The sequence below is a fragment of the Paraburkholderia flava genome (assembly GCF_004359985.1).
Classification (GTDB): domain Bacteria; phylum Pseudomonadota; class Gammaproteobacteria; order Burkholderiales; family Burkholderiaceae; genus Paraburkholderia; species Paraburkholderia flava.
In genome coordinates this window covers 76181-96838 of record NZ_SMRO01000005.1, presented here as the reverse complement: position 1 = coordinate 96838, position 20658 = coordinate 76181, and the positions used below count along the sequence as shown (strand labels likewise).

Annotated in this window: 24 protein-coding genes and 1 tRNA gene; 2 read left to right on the top strand and 23 right to left on the bottom strand. The window is 62.3% G+C overall.

Annotated features, from left to right (window positions below; genetic code table 11):
• The first annotated feature begins 127 nt into the window (after positions 1–127).
• Entirely contained in the window at positions 128–1432 is a 1305-nt protein-coding gene (locus E1748_RS30885) for a TIGR03862 family flavoprotein (protein ID WP_133651105.1), read from the top strand.
• Here the strand turns inward: E1748_RS30885 and E1748_RS30880 are convergent.
• The 12 genes from E1748_RS30880 to E1748_RS30825 all read right to left on the bottom strand — a co-directional run bounded on the left by E1748_RS30880 (position 1429) and on the right by E1748_RS30825 (position 12691).
• Complete coding sequence (locus E1748_RS30880) at positions 1429–2556, bottom strand: methyltransferase (protein ID WP_133651104.1); 1128 nt, start codon at positions 2554–2556, stop codon at positions 1429–1431. The genes E1748_RS30885 and E1748_RS30880 overlap by 4 nt on opposite strands.
• 216 nt (positions 2557–2772) lie before the next feature.
• The gene (locus tag E1748_RS30875) at positions 2773–4776 is read right to left on the bottom strand and encodes a S53 family peptidase (RefSeq protein WP_133651103.1); all 2004 of its coding nucleotides are present in this window, start codon (positions 4774–4776) and stop codon (positions 2773–2775) included.
• 445 nt (positions 4777–5221) lie between these two features.
• Positions 5222–5896, bottom strand: a complete 675-nt coding sequence (locus E1748_RS30870) for a DUF799 domain-containing protein (RefSeq protein ID WP_133651102.1) — start codon at positions 5894–5896, stop codon at positions 5222–5224.
• A gap of 9 nt (positions 5897–5905) precedes the next feature.
• Positions 5906–6277, bottom strand: a complete 372-nt coding sequence (locus E1748_RS30865) for a DUF4810 domain-containing protein (RefSeq protein WP_338119609.1) — start codon at positions 6275–6277, stop codon at positions 5906–5908.
• Positions 6278–6320: 43 nt separating this feature from the next.
• Entirely contained in the window at positions 6321–7001 is a 681-nt protein-coding gene (locus tag E1748_RS30860) for a CsgG/HfaB family protein (RefSeq protein WP_133651101.1), read from the bottom strand.
• A 551-nt stretch (positions 7002–7552) separates the two neighbouring features.
• A tRNA-Thr gene (locus tag E1748_RS30855) sits at positions 7553–7628 on the bottom strand.
• Positions 7629–7647: 19 nt separating this feature from the next.
• On the bottom strand, positions 7648–8154 hold the full coding sequence (locus E1748_RS30850) for a ClpXP protease specificity-enhancing factor (RefSeq protein WP_133651100.1): 507 nt from the start codon (positions 8152–8154) through the stop codon (positions 7648–7650).
• 80 nt (positions 8155–8234) lie between these two features.
• Positions 8235–8846, bottom strand: a complete 612-nt coding sequence (locus tag E1748_RS30845; protein ID WP_133651099.1) for a glutathione S-transferase N-terminal domain-containing protein — start codon at positions 8844–8846, stop codon at positions 8235–8237.
• Positions 8847–8941: 95 nt separating this feature from the next.
• Positions 8942–9709, bottom strand: coding sequence for a cytochrome c1 (locus tag E1748_RS30840; RefSeq protein ID WP_133651098.1), 768 nt, complete (start codon positions 9707–9709; stop codon positions 8942–8944).
• A 23-nt stretch (positions 9710–9732) separates the two neighbouring features.
• Positions 9733–11112, bottom strand: coding sequence for a cytochrome b (locus E1748_RS30835; RefSeq protein WP_133651097.1), 1380 nt, complete (start codon positions 11110–11112; stop codon positions 9733–9735).
• A complete protein-coding gene (petA, locus tag E1748_RS30830; RefSeq protein ID WP_133651096.1) occupies positions 11113–11733 on the bottom strand; it encodes a ubiquinol-cytochrome c reductase iron-sulfur subunit in 621 nt (206 codons plus the stop codon).
• A gap of 208 nt (positions 11734–11941) precedes the next feature.
• Positions 11942–12691: a Nif3-like dinuclear metal center hexameric protein gene (locus tag E1748_RS30825; protein WP_133651095.1), complete on the bottom strand. Its 750-nt coding sequence runs from the start codon at positions 12689–12691 to the stop codon at positions 11942–11944.
• Positions 12692–12710: 19 nt separating this feature from the next.
• On the opposite strand from E1748_RS30825, the gene E1748_RS30820 reads away from it, so the two are divergent.
• Positions 12711–13937, top strand: coding sequence for a Do family serine endopeptidase (locus E1748_RS30820; RefSeq protein ID WP_133651094.1), 1227 nt, complete (start codon positions 12711–12713; stop codon positions 13935–13937).
• 108 nt (positions 13938–14045) lie between these two features.
• Here the strand turns inward: E1748_RS30820 and tatC are convergent, their stop codons facing one another.
• The 11 genes from tatC to E1748_RS30765 form a co-directional block, all read right to left on the bottom strand.
• Positions 14046–14831 (bottom strand): twin-arginine translocase subunit TatC, encoded by a 786-nt coding sequence (tatC, locus tag E1748_RS30815; protein ID WP_133651093.1) that lies wholly within the window; start codon positions 14829–14831, stop codon positions 14046–14048.
• Between the two features lie 52 nt (positions 14832–14883).
• A complete protein-coding gene (gene tatB, locus E1748_RS30810) occupies positions 14884–15414 on the bottom strand; it encodes a Sec-independent protein translocase protein TatB (protein WP_133651092.1) in 531 nt (176 codons plus the stop codon).
• 37 nt (positions 15415–15451) lie between these two features.
• Positions 15452–15694, bottom strand: coding sequence for a Sec-independent protein translocase subunit TatA (gene tatA, locus E1748_RS30805; RefSeq protein ID WP_133651091.1), 243 nt, complete (start codon positions 15692–15694; stop codon positions 15452–15454).
• Between the two features lie 202 nt (positions 15695–15896).
• Entirely contained in the window at positions 15897–16262 is a 366-nt protein-coding gene (locus E1748_RS30800; protein WP_133651090.1) for a histidine triad nucleotide-binding protein, read from the bottom strand.
• Positions 16263–16289: 27 nt separating this feature from the next.
• On the bottom strand, positions 16290–16685 hold the full coding sequence (locus E1748_RS30795) for a DUF4870 family protein (protein WP_133651089.1): 396 nt from the start codon (positions 16683–16685) through the stop codon (positions 16290–16292).
• A gap of 75 nt (positions 16686–16760) precedes the next feature.
• A complete protein-coding gene (locus tag E1748_RS30790; protein WP_133651176.1) occupies positions 16761–17126 on the bottom strand; it encodes a phosphoribosyl-ATP diphosphatase in 366 nt (121 codons plus the stop codon).
• A 5-nt stretch (positions 17127–17131) separates the two neighbouring features.
• Positions 17132–17539 carry a phosphoribosyl-AMP cyclohydrolase gene (gene hisI / locus E1748_RS30785; protein ID WP_133651088.1) on the bottom strand — a complete coding sequence of 136 codons (408 nt, stop codon included), beginning with the start codon at positions 17537–17539 and terminating at the stop codon, positions 17132–17134.
• A gap of 1 nt (position 17540) precedes the next feature.
• A complete protein-coding gene (hisF, locus tag E1748_RS30780) occupies positions 17541–18314 on the bottom strand; it encodes an imidazole glycerol phosphate synthase subunit HisF (protein WP_133651087.1) in 774 nt (257 codons plus the stop codon).
• Positions 18315–18489: 175 nt separating this feature from the next.
• The gene (gene hisA / locus E1748_RS30775; protein WP_133651086.1) at positions 18490–19242 is read right to left on the bottom strand and encodes a 1-(5-phosphoribosyl)-5-[(5-phosphoribosylamino)methylideneamino]imidazole-4-carboxamide isomerase; all 753 of its coding nucleotides are present in this window, start codon (positions 19240–19242) and stop codon (positions 18490–18492) included.
• Between the two features lie 155 nt (positions 19243–19397).
• Positions 19398–20039 (bottom strand): imidazole glycerol phosphate synthase subunit HisH, encoded by a 642-nt coding sequence (hisH, locus tag E1748_RS30770; protein ID WP_133651085.1) that lies wholly within the window; start codon positions 20037–20039, stop codon positions 19398–19400.
• Entirely contained in the window at positions 20036–20656 is a 621-nt protein-coding gene (locus tag E1748_RS30765; protein ID WP_133651084.1) for a MarC family protein, read from the bottom strand. Before E1748_RS30765 ends, hisH begins: the two co-directional genes overlap by 4 nt.
• Between the last annotated feature and the right edge of the window lie 2 nt (positions 20657–20658).

Here is a 20658-nt window from a genome sequence, read left to right as displayed (position 1 = left end):
GCTGTCGCGCACCGATGGGACAATGGCGACCTCGCACGCCCCCCGGCATTGAACGGGCGCTGCGACGTCGCGGCGCCGCGTTGGCGCCTTCGCCGCTCTCGACGCCTGCCCCATTCCCCGTTCCCCGATGTCATCGATCAGCACACCGTCCTCCGCTTCCGCCGCCGTGATCGGCGCGGGCCCCGCCGGGCTCATGGCCGCCGAAGCGCTGAGCCAACGCGGCATCGCCGTCGACGTCTATGACGCGATGCCCTCCGCCGGACGCAAATTCCTGATGGCCGGCAAAGGCGGGATGAACATCACGCATTCCGAACCGCTCGAACAGTTCGTCGAGCGCTACGGTGCGCGCCGCGCGCAGATCGCGCCGCTGCTCGATAGCTTCGGTCCCGATGCGCTGCGCGACTGGCTGCGCGCGCTCGGCGTCGAAACGTTCGTCGGCAGCTCGGGCCGCGTCTTTCCGACAGACATGAAAGCCGCGCCGATGCTGCGCGCGTGGCTTCACCGGTTGAAGGAAAGCGGCGTGCGCTTCCATATGCGGCATCGCTGGACCGGCTGGGACGTCGCCACGAAGGACAACGCAACTAGCCACACACTGCGCTTCGCAACACCCGACGGCGAAAAGCACATCGACGCAAACACATTCGTCCTCGCAACCGGCGGTGCAAGCTGGCCGCGCCTCGGCTCGGATGCGGCGTGGGTGCCGCTCGTCGCTGCGCACGGCGTGCCGGTCGCGCCGCTGCAGCCCGCCAACTGCGGTTTCGACGCACCGTGGAGCGACTATTTCCGCGAGCGCTTTGCCGGACAGCCGCTCAAGCCCGTCGCACTCACCGTCACCGACGTAGACAAAAAAGTCCATTATCGAAAAGGTGAGTTCGTTTTGACGGCGACCGGCGTTGAGGGGAGTTTAATTTACGCATTTTCCTCACCGATCCGCGAGCGGCTGCTGGCCGACGGCGAGGTCACCGTTCACCTGGATCTCGCGCCTGGATTGACGGTCGCACGGGTCGAGCAGGAAGTCGGGCGACCGCGCGGCTCGCGTTCGCTGTCGACGCATCTGCAGGGACGCGTCGGCATCGCCGGCGCGAAGTTCGGGTTGCTGCGGGAGTGTCTGTCGAAGGAAGCGTTCACCGACACGGCGCTGCTCGCACGTGCGATCAAGGCGCTGCCGTTGCGTTTGACCGCCGCACGGCCGATCGAAGAAGCGATCAGCAGCGCGGGCGGCATCCCGTTCGACGCGCTCGACGCCGATCTGATGATCCGCCGCACGCCCGGCGCGTTCTGCGCGGGCGAGATGCTCGACTGGGAAGCGCCGACCGGCGGCTATCTGCTCACCGCCTGTTTCGCGACCGGCCGCACGGCGGGCGAAGGTGCGGCCGCGTATCTCGCGCGGCGTGACGGCTCAACTGCAGCCGATCACGCGCCGCGCGACTAGCGCGCCTTCAAGCGCCACAGGAACGTGATCTCGGCGGCACGCGCCGCATGCAGCAGATCGCTCGCATCCGCCGCCTTCGGATGGCGCGGACGAATGATCTCGCGCGCGATCTCCACGAGCCCGGCCGCCGCGATCGCCTCGAGCAACTCGGCGCGCGTACGCAGCCCGAGATGTTCGGCGAAGTCCGACAGGATCAGCCAGCCCTCGCCGCCCGGCTCCAGATGCGCGGCGAGACCGTTCAGAAAGCCGAGCAGCATGCGGCTGTCCGGATCGAACACCGCGTGCTCGACCGGCGACGCGGGCCGCGCCGGCACCCACGGCGGATTGCACACGATCAGCGGTGCGCGGCCCGGCGGAAACAGATCGGCTTCGACGACCTTCACCTGCGCGCCATAGCCGAGCCGGTCGAGATTTTCACGCGCGCAGGCGAGCGCGCGCGGATCCTGATCGGTTGCGACGATGCGCTTCACGCCGCGCTTCGCGAGTAGCGCCGCGATCACGCCGGTGCCCGTGCCGATGTCGAAGGCGAGTTCGAGCGACGGCAGCGGCGCGCGCGCGACCAGATCGAGATATTCGCCGCGCACCGGCGAGAACACGCCGTAGTACGGATGAATGCGGTCACCGAGTACCGCGACCTCGACGCCCTTCTTGCGCCATTCGTGCGCGCCGACCAGCCCGAGCAGTTCGCGCAACGACACGACCGACGCTTCGCCGGTCGGTGCGCCCCACGCTTCTTCACAGGCCAGGTTCACGACGGGTGCGCGCCGCAGCGGCACCGTGTAGTCGCCGGTGAGCGGAATCAGCAGCATGCCGAGCGTGCGTGCGCGTTGCGATTGCGCCTGCCGATGCATGTTGAACGCGTCTTTCGGATCGGCCGGTGCTTTGCGCGGCTTGCGTTCGATGCGTCGCGCGATCGCCTGCAGCAGTTGGCGGGCGTTCTGGTAATCGCCCATCCACAGCAATGCGGTGCCTTCGCTCGCGAGGCGGAATGCGGCGTCGGCGGTCGTACGGTCGTCCGCGGTGACGACGCGCTTCGGCGGCGGTGTGCCGGCCTCCGAATGCCAGCGAGCCGTTTCGGGGCCCGTTGCAGCAGGCCAGGTGATCGTGGGATAGGGTGTGGTCATGAGTGGCGAGGAAGGTGGGGCGACAGCTGCGACATTTCGCTTGCGACAGGGCGTCGGAGGATCCGACGCCTGCTTGCATGCATGCATGCATCGGCCGGCACAGGGTACGAATTGTAGTACGGCGTGCGCCGCAGCCGTCGAACGTTCGATGCGAAAGCGTGTGCCGCGCCTCGCCGGAGCGGCGCACGCATCGGATTTACTTTTATTGATTGCAGGTCAGGTGCCGGGGTGGCCGGAGAAGATCTGCAGCCATCCGCCGAACATGCTCGTGAGCAGGCCGAAGAGATCGGTGCCGTCCTGGGCGGCGCTGCTACCGCTGTTGCTGTTGCCGTTGCTGCCGCCTTTATTGCCACCGGATGCGAGCGGCGGCGACGAACTGAATGCAGCATTCAGTTGCGCAATGTCGAAGCTGCCCCAGCCGGTGACGAAGTCGAAGCCCGGCGTCGCGCTGTAGCCATACGTCACGCCGTTGCGCACGACACCATTGTTGCCCGACACCACCGGATGAACCAGCGCCGGATTCGCGCTCACCTTGCTGTAGATGTTCGCGCCGGGAAACGCGAGCGTGTTGTTGTTCGCCGACTGCACGCGCGCCCAGATGCCGGCGAAGGTCGGCGCTGCGAGACTCGTGCCGCCGACGAGGTTCGGTAATCCTGCGGTGATCGTGCCAAAGGTCTGTCCTTGATAGACCAGAATCGCACCGCTGCGCGTGTCTGCCTCGAAAGCGATGTCCGGCACCACGCGCGCCCGGTTTCCTGTCACCGGCGATTGCCACGACGGCGCTGTCTCGTACTGGCTCACACCGCCGCCGGTCGCCTCCAGCACCCCGTCCGCGTTGAGCCCTTCGTTCCAGGCCGTCTCGTGGTCGTACTGACCATTCGCCGTGTAGAGCGACGTACCGCCGACCGCGATTACGTACGGCGAGGTCGAAGGTTCGACGACGTTATCGGCGCGCAGGTTCGACGGCACGATCCCGTGCTGGCATTCGTACACACCGAAATCACCAGTCGATACGGAGAACGTCTGCCCCTGCGCCATCGCGATCTTGAAGATCGAATCGTCGGTGGACTGCGAGCCATCACCTTGCGCACTCGCTTCGCAGACGCCGAGCGATACATTGATCACCTTCGCGACGTTATCCGATACTGCCTGGTTGTACGCGGCGGTCAGGTCGCTGAGATACAACGACGGTGCATCGTAGAACACCAGCTTGTTCACCGCGCCACCGGCAGCACCGACGACCGCCTGGCTGTCCAGATTCCACTCGACGTTGTGCTTCAAGTCGCTGTAGTCACTGCCGGGCTGCCCGGTCTGTACGACCTGGGTCGTCACCGGTGCCAGCCCGTTGTTCGTCGTGAACGTCTGCAGATCGGACAGTGTCGGCGAAAGATCGCCCTCCGAAATAATGCCGACTGTCGTCGCGGATGCAGTCGGCGTCGAACCAGCCGCATAGAGAGTCGAGAACTCGACCGGATTGTGTCCGGTCAGCACCGGCGTCGCTGCAGCCGCGGTTCGGCTGGACGCGGGCGTCTGCGTGCTGGCACTTGCACCGGGCCTGCTCAACACGTAGTTCGTGTGCGCGGTGACCGCGTTCTGCAGACCCTGCACGGAGTCGACGATATCGCCGAGCGCGGCCGGCACCTGCGCATCGCTTGTGTTCGCGAACACCGATCGGCCATCTTGCGTAAAGCGTCGCAGGCTCGTGTTGAACGCGGCCTTCACCGTCGCGGCGTTGCCGTCTGCCGTCACGAGCAGGCGATTCTTCGCGACGCGTACGTTCGTGAAGCCGGCGCGCGTCAGATACTGAACCACCGCATTCGCCTGCGCTTCGGTCGGCGCGTACGTCGACAGCACCTGATCGGGCGTCAGGTATTGCCGATAGTTCGGACTACCCGGCCGGTTGACCTGATCGACGAACGACTCGAGTCCCTTCTGATCGCGCAGCTTCAGTGCGACGACGACATGAACCTTGTCGTTCGCGCCAAGCTCCGCGTAGGCGCTTGCAGCGGATGCCGCACTGGTCATCGCCTGCGCGCCCGATGCAGCTGCGGGAATATTGAACGCATGCGTGTGGGTCGATACCCAATTGCCTGAACTCGCTTGCGCGTGAGCAGCGGAGACCAGCAAGCCGGTCGACGATAAACCGATTAACGACAGAACGGACAAACGACGTGTCGTGCAAAGAACCTGCACAATGCGCGACGGTGCATGGATGGGCATGATGCCCCCTCGAGAGATCGACGGTCATTTGACCGGCACGGTGGTGCCGGGCTGTTAAAACGCGATGCGCAGCACAATGTGTGCGTTGCTCATCGACATTTATCGAGCGCTTCGTAATTTTTAGTGATCCGAATAATAGGTGATCGAGATCGCTTTACAAGCAGGCAATCCTTAACCTTTCTCAGACTTTTTTAACGATTTCTCTAAGGCTTTTCGCTATCGGATAACTGGCGTGCGATGCGAGTTCGCGACGTGAATCGCATCGCGAGGAGAGCTGCGTTAAGGCCATCACAATGTGGCGCGCGATGCATGACTCTGATGAAGAAAAATGAAAATGCGTGAGCGATGTGTGTCGCTCACCGGTGACCCCGAATTCTTGTCACCAATGAAAAAAGACCACGAGCATCGCTGCTCGTGGTCTTCTCGATACAACCGACAACCGAAATCAGTCCGTGCCGAATTTCGGCGAATGCGGACCGTACAGCAAACCGTTCGGCGGACCAGCGGACAACAGACGTCTGCTCGTCAACCCCGCAACCGCGACGCTATCATCAGACAGCGAGTGCGCGATCTGCTTGATCGCCGCTTGCGCCAGCACACCGATCAATCCGAACGCGTTGACATTGACGTTGCCGCCCAGCTCCTTGCCCGTTGCGCGTGCGGAACCTTGCCAAAGGACGTCGCCTGTTTTCAGATCAACGAGTTTCGCCGATGCGGTCACGACCGTCGTACTGTCGATCACCTGATAGACGGAACCGTACTGACTCACCTTCGTATAGAGCGCAGCATCGACACCGAAGATGTCCTGCAGCTTCGCGGGCGAGACCGCCTGAATATCCGTCGCATCGGTGAGGCCGTTGTACTTGAACGTCTCTTCCATTGGCGCGACGGGAATCACGTAATAGCCGGCCTCGGCGAGCGGCAGCGTTTCCTGCGAGAGCAGACCGAAGGTCGCCTTCACATCCGACGTGTCATTCACCGGCGGCAACACCAGAATGGAACGCGGCTGACTCTTCTTGAACGCGGTGTAGTCGGGACGCTGGACAGGATGAGCGCACGCGGCCAGCAGCGACAGCGCAGAGAGGGCGGATAGAAGCTTCAGTGAGATGTGTTTGAACATGGCGGCCTCTTATTGTGTTTTGGACTTCTTCAACAGGAAGTCCATATAGGTCGACGATTCCGGGAACGACTGCTTTTCAGCCTCGAATTCCTGCACCGCCTGCTGATCCTTCCCGACACTCGCGTACAGCATGCCGAGATGCGCATGGAACCCCGGCGGCGGCCGGTTGCCCTTCGCGCGGATCTGTTGCAGCGATTTCTCGAGCGCGTCGATCTGCTCCTGCGGTGCCGTTTGCGCCTTGAAGTATTCGTAGACCTGCGGCTGATACCCGTCCCACTGATACAGCGGCGGCGTCGCATGGTTTGCTGCGCAGCCAGTCAATAAAATCCCCGTAGCGGCGAGCGACAGCGCGGCGCCTTTCATTGAAATCCCGATCTTCATATGGTCTGTTTTTTAAGCGAATGAATGAGCGTGTCCGGCCGTTTTATTTCGCGGCGTTGAGCGCGCCTGCGTCGACCTGCTGGGCGAGATGATTGACGGCTTCCTGGATGGCCAGTTCGAGGACCTTGCCGTTCAGCGTGGAGTCGTAGCTCGCGGTTCCGCCGAAGCCGATGATCTCGCGATTCGACAGGCTGTATTCGCCCGCGCCCTGGCTCGACAGCACGACCTCGGACGTCGTCGTGTTGACGATGTTGAGGTTGACCTTCGCATAGGCCACCTGCTGCTTGCCACGGCCGAGAATGCCGAACAGTTGCTGGTCGCCTACTTCCTTGCGCCCGAACTCGGTGACGTCACCCGTCACGACGAAATTCGCACCCTTCACGGCCTGGGCTTTTTTCAGGAACCCGGCTTCCTGTTTGATTTCTTCGAGGTTGTCGCGATCCAGCACGTTGAAGCGCCGGCTCTGCTGCAGGCTCGTGATCAGGATCGTCTTGGCCTGGCCGCCGAGGCGATCGATACCGTCCGAGAAAATGCCGCGCATGTAGCTCGACCGGTTATCGAATTTGCCGACTGCGATTTCGGTCGGCTTGCCTGTAAACGGTACTTGCGCACTGCTGACGACGGGCACCGGCAAAGACTGCGACGACTCGGTCGCGCAACCGCTCAACGCAACCACGACGGCTGCTGCGACAATCGCGATGCGATGACTGCTGTGTGTTCTCAAATGACTCTCCTCGTAAAGTTGCGGCCAGGCAAACGCAGGCTAGCGACGTCGATCGATACCGACGCCGCGATCCTGCGATTCACCAAAAAATTTCCCCGTTGCGTGAATACCGATCGCGATGTGGGCGACAGGAACGCGTGTGGTTTTTTAAGCTCTTGAGCGCTAGTCCATGTTGTACATGCGCTGCTATGTGTTGTTGTTAATTTTTGTGTTGATCGAAAAGAGTGTGATGCCTATAACGTACCAATCTTGCTAAACCTTGAGGGTTAAGGATTAACAAATCTCGATATCTCGTAGTGCGATGCAAATCTCATCAAGCAGAAGCGACGCGTCACGAATATAACGTGACGCGCGCGGCGATGAAACCTGCACGAATGCGGAGGGTGCTTTCTGGAGGAGTCGCTGGAGCAGATAATCCAGCGTGAAATTGCAAAGCGCATTGCACGCTTCTTGATCCGCAAATAAAAACAGAGTGATTTTTCCGGACACGTCCGCGTATGCCGCGTGCCCGAAAAATTCACTCTGCTAGATGATGTACTACTTGATGTATTTGGTGCCGGCTGCAGGACTCGAACCCGCCACCTCATGATTACAAGTCAAGCGCTCTACCTGATGAGCTAAGCCGGCATGAGGCCGTGATTTTACTTCATTTCACGACCTTGAGGTGCCCTCTTCCACTACCCTTTGAACCATCGTCGTCGGGACGCGGATCGTCGTTCTCATCCGCAGCCGCCGGGGCATCGTGCTCGGCTTCCGCAACGTGCAAACCGCTGTCGACAGCCGGAGCTGCGCTGTCTTCCGGCAGATCGTCGGCACCGGAATCCGCTGCTTCGCCGCCCGCCGAATCGACCGGGAACGCCATCCCCTGACCATTCTCGCGCGCATAGATTGCCAGCACGTTCGCGACCGGTACCTCGATCTTGTGCGACTTGCCGGAGAAGCGTGCGCTGAACTCGATCCATTCATTGCCCATCTGCAACTGGCTCGTCGCCTCGAAGCTGATGTTCAGCACGATCTCGTTGTCGCGCACGAACTGCCGCGGCACGCGAGTCTGGTTGTCGACCCGCACCGCGATGTGCGGCGTGTAACCGTTATCCGTGCACCACTCGTACAACGCGCGAAGCAGATACGGCTTGGTGGAAATCTCTTGCATCAACGATCCTCTTCCCGGGCGGCGTATCGTGTATCAACCACGTGCATCAACCCCACGGTACGCACACCCTCAAAGCCGGCTCAGCGGCGCATCACCTTTTCCGACGGCGTCAGTGCTTCGATATACGCCGGACGGCTGAAAATGCGCTCGGCGTACTTCATCAGCGGCGCGGCGTTCTTCGACAGCTCGATGCCGTAATGATCCAGGCGCCACAGCAGCGGTGCGATCGCGACGTCGAGCATCGAGAACTCTTCGCCGAGCATGTACTTGTTCTTCAGGAAGATTGGCGCGAGCTGCGTCAGACGATCGCGGATGGCGACGCGCGCCTTCTCGTGATTCTTCTCCGCTGCCTTACCCTTCTCGTTCTCGAGCGTGCCGACATGCACGAACAGCTCTTTCTCGAAGTTCAGCAGGAACAGTCGCGCGCGTGCGCGTTGCACCGGATCGGCGGGCATCAGCTGCGGATGCGGGAAGCGCTCGTCGATGTACTCGTTGATGATGTTCGACTCGTACAGAATGAGGTCCCGTTCAACGAGAATTGGCACCTGACCATACGGATTCATCACCGCGATGTCTTCCGGTTTATTGAACAGGTCGACGTCGCGAATCTCGAAGTCCATGCCCTTTTCGAACAACACCAGCCGGCAACGCTGGGAGAACGGGCAAGTTGTGCCGGAATACAGAACCATCATAATTTGCGTTTCCTCAAAAAACTGAAGGGCCAGCGGGTGGAAAAACCGTACCGCAGGTTTTTCCTGGCGCCGGCCCCACGCCCGTCAGAGCGTGACTATTTGATATCTTTCCAGTAGGCGGCGTTCAATCGCCATGTCAAAAAGCACAGGACGCCAAGGAACAGAAGCACCCAGACGCCGAGCTGCTTGCGGGTTTTCTGCGTGGGTTCGGACATCCACGAGAGGTAAGCCACGAGGTCGGCCACAGACGAATCATAATCTACCGGCGACAGCGTCCCTTGCGAGACCTGCTGGAAGCCCAGGAACTTGTGGATCTTCTCGCCGTTCTCCGAGTCGACCGTATCCTCGAATTTTGCCGTGCGCTGCCCCTGCAGCTGCCACAGCACGTGAGGCATGCTCACGTTCTCGTACACCATGTTGTTCCAGCCGGTCGGCCGCGTATTGTCGCGATAGAAGCTGCGCAGATACGTGTACAGCCAGTCGCGATTACGTGCTCGCGCTTCCACCGACAGATCCGGCGGCGTCGCGCCGAAAAACGCTTTCGCATCCTCAGGGCGCATCGCGACGGACATCGTATTGCCGACCTTGTCCGTCGTGAACAACAGGTTCGCCTCGATCTCCTTCTGCGAAATGCCGATGTCCGTCAGGCGGCTATAACGCATCAGGTTCGCACTGTGGCAATTCAGGCAATAGTTTACAAACAATTGCGCACCGTGCTGCAGGGAGACGAGATTTTCGGTGTTATCGGGGGCGCGGTCGAGCGGAAAATTTTCATCCGCATGAACCGGCGTACCGAGCAGCGCACAGGCAACCGCCAGCGAAGCGGCGCCGGCCCGTACGAGCGTCGACAGTAATTTTTTCATCTTCGTGTTCTCCTCGCTCGCTATTAATGGGGCTTGAACCGCACGCGTTCGGGTGGCTGCTTGAACTTGCCAAGCCTCGTCCAGAACGGCATGCCGAGGAAGAACGCGAAGTAGATCACCGCGCAGATCTGTGCGATCAGCGTGGCCGCCGGCGAAGGCGGCTTCGTGCCCAGAAACCCGAGCGTCAGGAACGCGAAAACGAAGATCCCGTAAAACACCTTGTGGAAGAACGGCCGGTAGCGGATCGACTTCACCGGCGACTGATCGAGCCATGGCAGGAAGAACAGCGAGATCACCGCGCCGCCCATCACGACCACGCCCCAGAACTTCGACTCGGTGAAGTACATCGCGAGGATCACCAGCACGGCGAGCACCGGCAGACCGATCTTGAACTTGCCGCGTGCGCGCACCAGCGCGACGATGCCGAGCAGCGCGATCACGATCATCAGCACGATCTTGAACGGGTCGGTGGTCGCACGCAGCATCGCGTAGAACGCGGTGAAGTACCACACCGGCGCGATTTCCTGCGGCGTCTGCAGCGGGTTCGCGGGGATGAAGTTGTTCGACTCGAGGAAGTAGCCGCCCATCTCCGGCGCGAAGAAGACGATCGCCGCGAAGATCAGCAGGAACACCGACACGCCCATCAGGTCATGCACCGAGTAGTACGGGTGGAACGGAATGCCGTCGAGCGGCACGCCGTTCGCGTCCTTCTTCGCCTTGATCTCGATACCGTCCGGGTTGTTCGAGCCGACCTCATGCAACGCCACCAGGTGAGCCGCGACGAGACCGATCAGCACGAGCGGGATCGCGATCACATGGAATGCGAAGAAGCGGTTCAGCGTGACGTCCGATACGACATAGTCGCCGCGAATCCACAGCGACAGGTCCGGTCCGATGAACGGAATCGCCGAGAACAGGTTCACGATCACCTGCGCGCCCCAGAACGACATCTGCCCCCACGGCAGCAGGTAGCCGAAGAACGCCTCGGCCATCAGGCACAGGAAGATCGCGCAGCCGAAGACCCACACGAGCTCGCGCGGCTTGCGATACGAGCCGTACAGCAGTCCGCGGAACATATGCAGGTACACGACGACGAAGAACATCGACGCGCCCGTGGAGTGCAGATAGCGGATCAGCCAGCCCCACGGCACTTCGCGCATGATGTACTCGACCGACGCGAACGCGAGCGTTGCATCGGGCTTATAGTTCATCACGAGGAAGATACCGGTGACGATCTGCAGCACCAGCACCATCAACGCGAGCGAGCCGAAGAAGTACCAGAAGTTGAAGTTCTTCGGTGCGTAGTACTCGGAGACGTGGGCCTTCCACGTCGACGTCAACGGAAAGCGCCGGTCGATCCATCCGACCAGTCCGGTCGTTTCCACCTCTTTTTCGATCGCCATTTACGCTTCTCCTTTCTCGTCCTTGCCGATCACGAGCGTATTCGCCGACGTGAACATGTAGGGCGGGATATCGAGGTTCTGGGGCGCAGGTTTGTTCTTGAAGACGCGGCCGGCCATGTCGTAGGTCGAGCCGTGGCACGGGCACAGGAAGCCGCCGGGCCAGTTGTCGGGAAGATTGGGCTGCGGGCCCTCAGTGAAGCGCGGCGTTGGCGTGCAGCCCAGATGGGTGCACACGGCGACGGCGACCAGGATGTTCTTGCGGTCGGCACGGGCGCGGTATTCGTTCTTGCAGTAATCCGGCTCCGGCATCGTAAAAGGCTTGAGGGACTTGGGATCGGCGACTTCGCTATCGGCTTTCACGACATCGGCGAGCATCTCGTCGGTGCGGTTGATGATCCAGACCGGCTTGCCGCGCCATGCGACGGTCAACATATCGCCGGGCTTCAGACCGCTGATATCGACTTCGACCGGTGCGCCGGCCGCCTTGGCTTTTTCAGATGGTGCAAACGAACTAACAAAGGGTACGACAGTGGCAACACCTCCTACGCCACCTACTACGGTCGTCGCAATCAGCCAGGTACGGCGGCTGCCGTCGACGCGTTCACTTTCTTTGTCTCGCATCACATCGCCCCACTTCTGAGTTGGATTTTTCCGTCACGTCGTTCTACCGCCGCTAGTTTGCGCGAATGGAGTCGGCATTTACAAGGGGCCATTGCCAAAAACCGTGCGAAGTCATTGATATGTCAGGGTTTCCCCGCACGGATCGCAAACTGTTTGTCACCTCCTTTTAAGCGTTCTCTGGGTATTTCGATCCTTTTCTTCAAGTAATTCACACTGGATTATCGATATCGATAAACAGGTGTTCAATATCGAATGTCTGGGAAATATGCGTACCGAGTGCCTGAACGCCATAACGCTCGGTCGCATGATGCCCGGCCGAAATGAATGCGACGCCGCTTTCGGCCGCCGCATGCGCGACCGGCTCGGAGACTTCGCCGGTCAGGTAGACGTCCGCACCGGCGTCGATCGCGGCGTCGAAATAGCCCTGCGCGCCGCCGGTGCACCAGCCGATGCGTCGCAGCTCGCGCTCCGGATCGCCGAACACGAGCGGCGTGCGGCCGAGCGTCTGCTCGACTTCGGCGGCGAAGTGTCCGAGCGTGAGCGGCATCGGCAGCGTGCTGAGCCAGCCGAGCCGGTTTTCGCCGAAGCGGGCCTCATCGGGGATCAGGCCGAGCCGCGCGCCGAGCTGTGCGTTGTTGCCGTACAGCGGGTGGTCGTCGAGCGGCAGATGGAACGCGAACAGATTGAGGTCGTTGGCGAGCAGCAGCTTCAGACGACGGTACTTGCGCCCGGTGATCTGCGGCGCCTCGTTGCGCCAGAAATAACCGTGATGGACCAGCACGGCATCCGCGCCCCACTCGAGCGCCGCTTCGAGAAATGCCAGCGAAGCGGTCACTCCGGTCGCGATCTTCGTGACCCGCCGACGCCCTTCCACCTGCAGTCCATTCGGGCAGTAGTCCTTGAAGCGCGCGGTTTCGAGGACGTTGTTCAAGTACAATTCCAGTTCGATCCGATCCATATAAACCTCTAATCTTCAAATGCTTAGACGCTTCTGGCTGTTTTTCGCCCAAGCGGTGACCGTGCTGTTGGCGTTGATGTTCATCATTGCGACCCTCAAGCCGCAGTGGTTGCAGCGCCAGGGGCAGTTCGGCAAGCAGCTCGCCGAACCGATCGTCGCCCTGCGGGAGGTGGCGCCAGGCATCGGCGGCGGCCCAGCGCAGGCGTCGTATGCGGATGCAGCCAATAAGGCGATGCCCGCGGTCGTCAACGTCTTCTCCAGCAAGGACGGATCGTTGCCGCCCGACCCGCGGGCGAAGGATCCGCTGTTTCGCTATTTCTTCGGCGACAGGAACAACAACCGCAAGCAGCAGGAACAGCCCGCAGCCAACCTGGGCTCGGGTGTCATCGTGAGTTCGGAAGGTTACATTCTAACGAACCAGCACGTCGTCGACGGCGCGGACCAGATCGAAATCGCGCTGTCCGACGGCCGCACCACGAATGCGAAGGTCATCGGCGTCGATCCGGAGACCGATCTCGCGGTGCTGAAAATCAACATGACGAACCTGCCCACCATCACGCTGGGCCGCATGGACCAGACGCGCGTCGGCGACGTCGTGCTCGCGATCGGCAATCCGTTCGGCGTCGGGCAGACGGTGACGATGGGCATCGTCAGCGCGCTGGGGCGCAATCACCTCGGCATCAACACGTTCGAGAACTTCATCCAGACCGACGCGGCGATCAACCCCGGCAATTCGGGCGGCGCGCTCGTCGACGTGAACGGCAACCTGCTCGGCATCAACACTGCAATCTACTCGCGCTCGGGCGGCTCGCTCGGCATCGGCTTCGCGATCCCCGTATCGACCGCGCGCAGCGTGCTCGAGAGCATCATCACGACCGGCTCGGTTACGCGCGGCTGGATCGGCGTCGAGCCGCAGGACGTGACGCCGGAAATCGCCGAGTCGTTCGGGCTCGACCAGAAGTCGGGTGCGATCGTCGCGGGCGTGCTGAAGGGCGGCCCTGCCGACAAGGCCGGCATCAAGCCGGGCGATATCCTCGTCAGCGTGAACGGCCAGGACATCACCGACACCACGCGCCTGCTGAACGTGATCGCGCAGATCAAGCCGGGCACCGACGCGAAGGTGCACGTCGTGCGCAAGAACCGCGAGCTCGACGTCAACGTGACGATCGGCAAGCGCCCGCCGCCACCGAAGCAGGCCACCGACGATAACGGCGGTGGCGACGACAACAACGACGACGGCGGTTGATCCGCCACTCTGCAGCTCCGCAACGACGCGTGAACCGTCGCACCAATGAAAAAGGGCAGCCAGTGGCTGCCCTTTTTCATTCAGTCATTCAGTAACTTCGCGTCACCCTCAATCCGCTGCCTTCTCTTCGTCGTCGGCGGCTGCAGGCGCCGGCTTGCTGACGAAGAGCCGCGCGGCGATGATCCCGGCCTCGTACAGCACGATCAGCGGCACCGCGAGGATCAGCTGCGAGAACACGTCCGGCGGCGTCACCACGGCCGACACGATGAACGCGCCGACGATCACATACGGCCGGATCTCCTTCAGCTTCTTGACTGTCAGCAGGCCCGTGCGCACCAGCAGCACGACAACGATCGGCACTTCGAACGTCACGCCGAACGCAACGAACATCGTCAGCACGAAGCTCAGATAGTTGTCGATGTCGGTGTTCATCTCCGCGCCGAGCGGCGCGTTGTAGTGCGCCATCACGCGGAAGATCGTCGGGAACACGACGAAGTACGCGAACGCCATTCCGCAGAGGAACAGCGAATAGCTGCTCGCGACCAGCGGCATGACCAGTTTCTTCTCGTGCTGATACAGCCCAGGCGCAACGAACGCCCAGATCTGGTACAGCACGAACGGCAGCGCGATCACGAACGCGACGAGCATCGTCACCTTCATCGGCACGAAGAACGAGCCGGTGATGTCCGTGACGATCATCTTGCCGTCCTTCGGCAGGTTCATCATCAGCGGCCGCGCGAGCAGCTTGAAGATGTCCGGTGCCCAGTACACGAGCCCGACGAACACGATGATGACGGAGATGCCGGCGCGGATGATGCGGTCGCGCAATTCGACGAGATGCGAGATGAAGGTCTCTTCGTTGCTTTCAGTCTGGGTTTGCTGCGGGTCGCTCACGACGGCCCTCGGTAGGAAATAGGGGAGAGGGAGACAGCGGACGCGCGGAGCATCAGAGGAAGCGGGTCGGACGGCGCAGGCTTGCCGGCGTGTGGCGCGCAACGCGCGCCGCGCCCGACTGCACACGCGTGCGGCGTGTGGTGGCGCGCTTGTACCACGTCGGTGTTGCCGTCTGCTTCACGCGCCAGTTCTTGCGCTTCGGCGCGGCCGCGTAGCTGCTGCGCCACGAGGTGCTGTCCGTCGCGCCATCACCGGCCTGCATCGCCGCACCACCGACGACGCTCTCCGACACCGACGTCCCCGAGTTCCATGCGTCGTTGATCTCGGTTTCGTGCTTGCGCAGATTGTCGTGAATCGTCGTGTTGACGTTTTGCGCTGCCGCTTCGAACTCGGTCTTCATGCGCCGCAGTTCGTCGAGCTCGATTTCGCGCGTGACTTCGGCCTTCACGTCGTTGATGTAGCGCTGCGCGCGCCCGAACAGCGCGCCGGCCGTCCGTGCAACGCGCGGCAGACGTTCGGGCCCGAGCACGACCAGTGCGACGACGCCGATCAGCGCCATCTTGGTTAAACCGAGATCCAGCATGAGTCGCAGGTTCCGTCAGTGCACGCGCAACCGCGGCTTAGCGGTAATCGCCGGAATGCGGCGTCTTTTCCTTCGCGTCGACATCGACGGCACCGCTGCGCGGCAATTCGCGCTGCTGTACGCCCGGCGCATCGCCTGCTTCGCTTTCCTTCATGCCTTCCTTGAAGCCCTTCACCGCGCCACCCAGATCGCTGCCGATATTGCGCAGCTTCTTCGTGCCGAACACGAGCGCGACGATCACCAGGACGATCAACCAGTGCCAAATGCTAAACGAACCCATGAAAACTCTCCTTAACCCTGCTGTCGCGGATCACCGCGACGAAAAACCCAACTGCCTTGCGGCCCATTCGAAGCCGGGGCTCCATGTGTCTGTTGCCGCCTCGCGGTTGCAGCGATGGCCGGCGGCGCGCCATTATCGCGTGCGATCGGGTCGGTGGCATTACAGCAATGTAACTGCACACGATCCGTTACTCGCCTCAGCGTCAGCCCATCCGCTGCCACGGGCGCGGGCCCGCGAGCAGATGCGCGTGCAGGTGATAAACCTCTTGCCCGCCGCCCGGACCCGTGTTGATCACGGTGCGGAAACCGGTCTCGCCGCCCGTATACGCAACGCCCAGCTGCTTCGCGAGATGCGCCACCAGAATCATCATTTTACCAATCAGCGGCGCGTCGCTTTCGGTGCAGTCCGACAGCGTCGCGATGTGCTTGCGCGGAATCACGAGCACATGGGTTTCGGCCGCCGGATGGATGTCGCGGAACGCGACGAAATCGTCGTCTTCGTGAACCCGGGTGGACGGAATGTCGCCCGCGGCGATCTTGCAAAAGAGGCAGTTCGGATCGTGGCTCATGGTTTTCCAGGTGCACGGCGCGCGGCGTCAGAGCAGCGCGCGCGAATTCTGCAGCGGCTTGTTGTCGTACAGGTACAACCAGCCTTTGATGATACGGTACAACGTCCAGATTCCGACAGCCCAGAGGATCGGAATACCGATCAGCAGCAGGAACAGTGCAACGCCGATCAGATAGCCGAGCAGCGCAAACCAGAACGTGCGGATCTGCCAGTCGAAATGCGCTTCGTACGGCGTGCCGATCGCATCCGGCCGCTTCACGTAGTTGATGATGATCGCGATGATGCCGGACACGCCGCCCGTCAGGTAATGCACCGCGTACAGCCCGTAGAGCACATGCGTCAGCGTGCGCAGGCTACGCTCGCGGTCGGATTCAGAGGCGTTCCTGTAAGACGGCGGCGGATAGCCGCCCTGCGACTGTTCCATGACTGCTTCCTCCTTGCGGTGCACTCTTTCGCGCGGGACCGCAGCCGCAAACGCAGCTGCGCGGTCCGCGTCCGCTCAATCGCCGCTCTGCTCGCGCTCCCGGCTCTTGCGCAGCGCCTTTTCCTCGATGCCCGACGTGCCTTCGCGACGCTCGAGTTCCGCAAGCACATCAGCGGGGCTCAGGTCGAAATGCGACAGCATCACGAGACAATGAAACCACAGATCGGCGACTTCGCCGACGAGCGCCGTCGGCGCGCCGCCCTGGCGCACGTCCTTCGCGGCGAGCACGACCTCGGTCGCTTCTTCGCCGATCTTCTTGAGTACCGCGTCGTCGCCCTTGTGAAACAGGCGCGCGACATACGAAGCGTCCGGATCGCCGCCCTTGCGGCTGTCGATGATCGCTGCAAGACGGAGCAGCGTGTCGTTCGTCGATTGCGAGATTTGCGTCATTTGTAGATGTGCTGGGGGTCTTTCAATACCGGCTCGACGGTTGCCCAGTCGCCGTCGTCGACGGTGCCTTCGAATTTCTGGAAGAAGCAGGAGTGGCGGCCCGTATGGCACGCAATGCCCGACACCTGCTCGACCTTCAGCAGCACGACATCTTCGTCGCAGTCGAGCCGCACTTCGTGCACATGCTGCACGTGGCCCGACTCTTCGCCCTTGAACCACAGCCGCTGCCGCGAGCGCGAGAAATACACCGCGCGGCCGGTCTCGATGGTTTTCGCGAGCGCCTCGCGGTTCATCCACGCGAACATCAGCACGTCGTTCGTCGACGCTTCCTGCGCGATCACCGGCACGAGGCCATTCGCGTCCCACTGCACCTTGTCGAGCCAACCGCCTGAAGAATTCGTCACGTCACATCCTCACTGAAATGCCCTGACCGGCCATGAAGCGCTTGGCCTCGCCGACGGTGTGCTCGCCGTAGTGGAAGATGCTCGCGGCGAGTACCGCGTCCGCATGGCCGTCCTTGATGCCGTCCGCGAGATGCTGCAGCGAGCCGACGCCGCCCGACGCGATCACCGATACCGGCACCGCATCCGACACCGCGCGCGTCAACGCAAGGTCAAAGCCGCTCTTCGTGCCGTCGCGGTCCATGCTCGTGAGCAGGATTTCGCCCGCGCCGAGTTCGGCCATCTTGCGCGCCCATTCGACGGCGTCGAGCCCGGTCGCCTTGCGGCCACCGTGCGTGAACACTTCCCAGCGCGGCGTTTCGCCGTCGGCGGATACGCGCTTCGCGTCGATCGCGACGACGATGCACTGCGAGCCGTATTTGTCGGTCGCATCGCGCACGAGCTGCGGATTCGCGACCGCCGACGAATTCATGCTGATCTTGTCCGCGCCCGCGTTCAGCAGACGCCGCACGTCTTCGACCGCGCGCACGCCGCCGCCGACCGTCAGCGGAATAAACACCTGCGACGCAACCGCTTCGATGATCGGCAAGATCAGGTCGCGCTGGTCGGAGGTCGCGGTGATGTCGAGAAAGGTGAGTTCGTCGGCGCCCTGATCGTCGTAACGGCGCGCGATCTCGACCGGGTCGCCCGCATCGCGCAGCTCGACGAAGTTGACGCCCTTCACCACGCGACCGGCCGTGACGTCGAGACAGGGGATGATGCGTTTAGCTAGAGCCATGATCTTGCCAATACGTTGCGAATTTCACCGATCGAATTTCATCGATATCGCCGATGAGGCGGTCCGTCGACGGCGCTCGTGCGCCGCGAGGGAGACGGGCGGAGGCGGCACCGGGCCGCCTGGTTAGCCGCTTATGAACGGGACGCCGCGCGCCGCGCAGAAGCGGCGCCGACCCTCAGGCGTCGTCCGATTCGCGCAGCCGGTCGGCATGCGTCTGCGCGGCGGCGAAATCGAGATCGCCCGAGTAGATCGCGCGGCCGCAGATCACGCCTTCGATCCCTTCGCCCTCGACCTCGCACAGCGATTCGATGTCGTTGAGGTTCGACAGGCCGCCGCTCGCGATCACCGGAATCTTCACCGCGCGCGCGAGCCGCACCGTCGCATCGATGTTGATGCCCTGGAGCATCCCGTCGCGACCGATATCGGTATAGATGATCGATTCGCAGCCGTAGTCCTCGAACTTGCGTCCGAGGTCGACGACTTCGTGGCCGGTCAGCTTGCTCCAGCCGTCGGTCGCGACCTTGCCGTCCTTCGCATCGAGCCCGACGATGATGTGACCGCCGAACGCCGTGCACGCTTCCTGCAGAAAGCCCGGATTCTTCACCGCAGCCGTGCCGATGATGATGTACGACAGGCCGTCGTCGAGATAGCGTTCGATCGTGTCGAGGTCGCGGATACCGCCGCCTAGCTGCACGGGAATCTCGCCGCCGACTTCCGCGATGATCGCGCGGATCGCCTCCTCGTTCTTCGGCTTGCCGGCGAACGCGCCGTTCAGGTCGACGAGGTGCAGCCGTCGCGCACCGCGCTCGACCCAATGGCGGGCCATCGCCGCCGGCTCCTCGGAGAAAATTGTCGCCTGGTCCATATCGCCTTGTTTGAGGCGTACACACTGACCGTCTTTGAGGTCGATGGCGGGGATCAGCAGCATAGCAATCGGTGGTGTCTGGGAAGAGGTTGGGTATCGGCGCCGGCATTGACCGGCGCGGCACGGCGGTGCGCCGTTCCGCTAGTTTAGTACAACTCTTTCGGCGCCCCGCCTGTACGAATGGCCAGCGGAAGTATGCTGCGGCGGGCGCGGCGCGTTCATGGGTTCCAGTGGACGAAATTGCGGTACACGCGCAAGCCCGCGTCGGCACTCTTTTCGGGGTGGAACTGGGTCGCGAAAATGTTATCTCGCGCCACTGCCGAGGTAAAGGTCACGCCATACACGGTCTCGCCGGACGTATGCGCGGCATCGGCCGGATCGACGTAGTAGCTGTGCACGAAGTAGAAGAAGCTGCCGTCAGCGACGCCGTCCCACAGCGGATGCGGCTGCGTCTGACGCACGCGGTTCCAGCCCATCTGCGGCACCTTGAAACGCGAACCGTCGTCCTGCACCTGGCCGTCGAGTTCGAAGCGCAGCACCTTGCCGGGCAGCAGCCCGAGGCCGCGCGTGTCGCCCTCGGCGCTCCAGTCGAACAGCATTTGCTCGCCGACGCACACGCCCATCAGCGGCTTGCTGCGCGACGCTTCGAGCACCGCTTCCTGCAGCCCCGATTCGCCGAGGCAGCGCATGCAGTCCGGCATCGCGCCCTGGCCCGGCAGCACGACGCGGTCCGCCGAGCGGATCGCGTCCGGCTGGTCGACGATCGCCACGTCGGCTTCAGGCGCAGCCTTTCTGAGTGCCTGGGCGACCGAACGCAGGTTGCCCATTCCGTAATCCACAATCGCTATCGAAGTCTTCATCTCAAGTTAGGCAGCAACGCCTTCAATCCGTCGACGATGAACTCCACCGCCAGCGCCGACAACATCAAACCCATGAGCCGCGTCCCGATATTGATGCCCGTCTGTCCAACCCAGCGGGCGATCGGCTCGGCGAGCCGCAGCGAAAAAAAGCAGATCGCCGCGAGCACCGCACCGATCGCGACGAGCGTGAGACGGTCGTACCAGTGCGCCGCGCCGGCCGCATAGACGATCACCGTGCTGATCGCGCCGGGCCCGGTCAAGAGCGGGATTGCGAGCGGCACGACCGCAATGTTGTTCTTCTGCTCGGCTTCGTCCCGCTCCTCGGCCGTCGAGCGCGAATTGCCGATCTGCGCGTTCAGCATGTTGATCGCCATCAACAACATGATGATGCCGCCGCCCACTTCAAGCGAGCCGACCGAAATGCCGAAGAAACTGATGATCTGCTGTCCGAGCACCGCCGTCACCGCGATCACGCAGAACACCGAGATCGCGGCAATGCGGATGGTCCGCTTGCGCTCCGGTTCGGACTGCTGCGACGTGAGGCTCAGAAAGAACGGCACCGCGCCGACCGGGTTGATCAGCGCGAGCAGCGAAATAAACGACTTGGTGATATCCATCG

What these genes read in the sequence shown, in the direction of transcription:
- E1748_RS30795 (WP_133651089.1), bottom strand. Translation starts at nt 16,685, where the DNA reads ATGGAACAGTCGCAGGGCGGCTATCCGCCGCCGTCTTACAGGAACGCC.
- E1748_RS30840 (WP_133651098.1), bottom strand. Translation starts at nt 9,709, where the DNA reads ATGAAAAAATTACTGTCGACGCTCGTACGGGCCGGCGCCGCTTCGCTG.
- E1748_RS30850 (WP_133651100.1), bottom strand. Translation starts at nt 8,154, where the DNA reads ATGCAAGAGATTTCCACCAAGCCGTATCTGCTTCGCGCGTTGTACGAG.
- tatA (WP_133651091.1), bottom strand. Translation starts at nt 15,694, where the DNA reads ATGGGTTCGTTTAGCATTTGGCACTGGTTGATCGTCCTGGTGATCGTC.
- petA (WP_133651096.1), bottom strand. Translation starts at nt 11,733, where the DNA reads ATGCGAGACAAAGAAAGTGAACGCGTCGACGGCAGCCGCCGTACCTGG.
- E1748_RS30820 (WP_133651094.1), top strand. Translation starts at nt 12,711, where the DNA reads ATGCTTAGACGCTTCTGGCTGTTTTTCGCCCAAGCGGTGACCGTGCTG.
- E1748_RS30875 (WP_133651103.1), bottom strand. Translation starts at nt 4,776, where the DNA reads ATGCCCATCCATGCACCGTCGCGCATTGTGCAGGTTCTTTGCACGACA.
- E1748_RS30870 (WP_133651102.1), bottom strand. Translation starts at nt 5,896, where the DNA reads ATGTTCAAACACATCTCACTGAAGCTTCTATCCGCCCTCTCTGCGCTG.
- E1748_RS30880 (WP_133651104.1), bottom strand. Translation starts at nt 2,556, where the DNA reads ATGACCACACCCTATCCCACGATCACCTGGCCTGCTGCAACGGGCCCC.
- E1748_RS30825 (WP_133651095.1), bottom strand. Translation starts at nt 12,691, where the DNA reads ATGGATCGGATCGAACTGGAATTGTACTTGAACAACGTCCTCGAAACC.
- E1748_RS30885 (WP_133651105.1), top strand. Translation starts at nt 128, where the DNA reads ATGTCATCGATCAGCACACCGTCCTCCGCTTCCGCCGCCGTGATCGGC.
- E1748_RS30765 (WP_133651084.1), bottom strand. Translation starts at nt 20,656, where the DNA reads ATGGATATCACCAAGTCGTTTATTTCGCTGCTCGCGCTGATCAACCCG.
- hisF (WP_133651087.1), bottom strand. Translation starts at nt 18,314, where the DNA reads ATGGCTCTAGCTAAACGCATCATCCCCTGTCTCGACGTCACGGCCGGT.
- tatB (WP_133651092.1), bottom strand. Translation starts at nt 15,414, where the DNA reads ATGCTGGATCTCGGTTTAACCAAGATGGCGCTGATCGGCGTCGTCGCA.
- E1748_RS30835 (WP_133651097.1), bottom strand. Translation starts at nt 11,112, where the DNA reads ATGGCGATCGAAAAAGAGGTGGAAACGACCGGACTGGTCGGATGGATC.
- hisA (WP_133651086.1), bottom strand. Translation starts at nt 19,242, where the DNA reads ATGCTGCTGATCCCCGCCATCGACCTCAAAGACGGTCAGTGTGTACGC.
- E1748_RS30800 (WP_133651090.1), bottom strand. Translation starts at nt 16,262, where the DNA reads ATGAGCCACGATCCGAACTGCCTCTTTTGCAAGATCGCCGCGGGCGAC.
- E1748_RS30845 (WP_133651099.1), bottom strand. Translation starts at nt 8,846, where the DNA reads ATGATGGTTCTGTATTCCGGCACAACTTGCCCGTTCTCCCAGCGTTGC.
- E1748_RS30865 (WP_338119609.1), bottom strand. Translation starts at nt 6,277, where the DNA reads ATGAAGATCGGGATTTCAATGAAAGGCGCCGCGCTGTCGCTCGCCGCT.
- hisH (WP_133651085.1), bottom strand. Translation starts at nt 20,039, where the DNA reads ATGAAGACTTCGATAGCGATTGTGGATTACGGAATGGGCAACCTGCGT.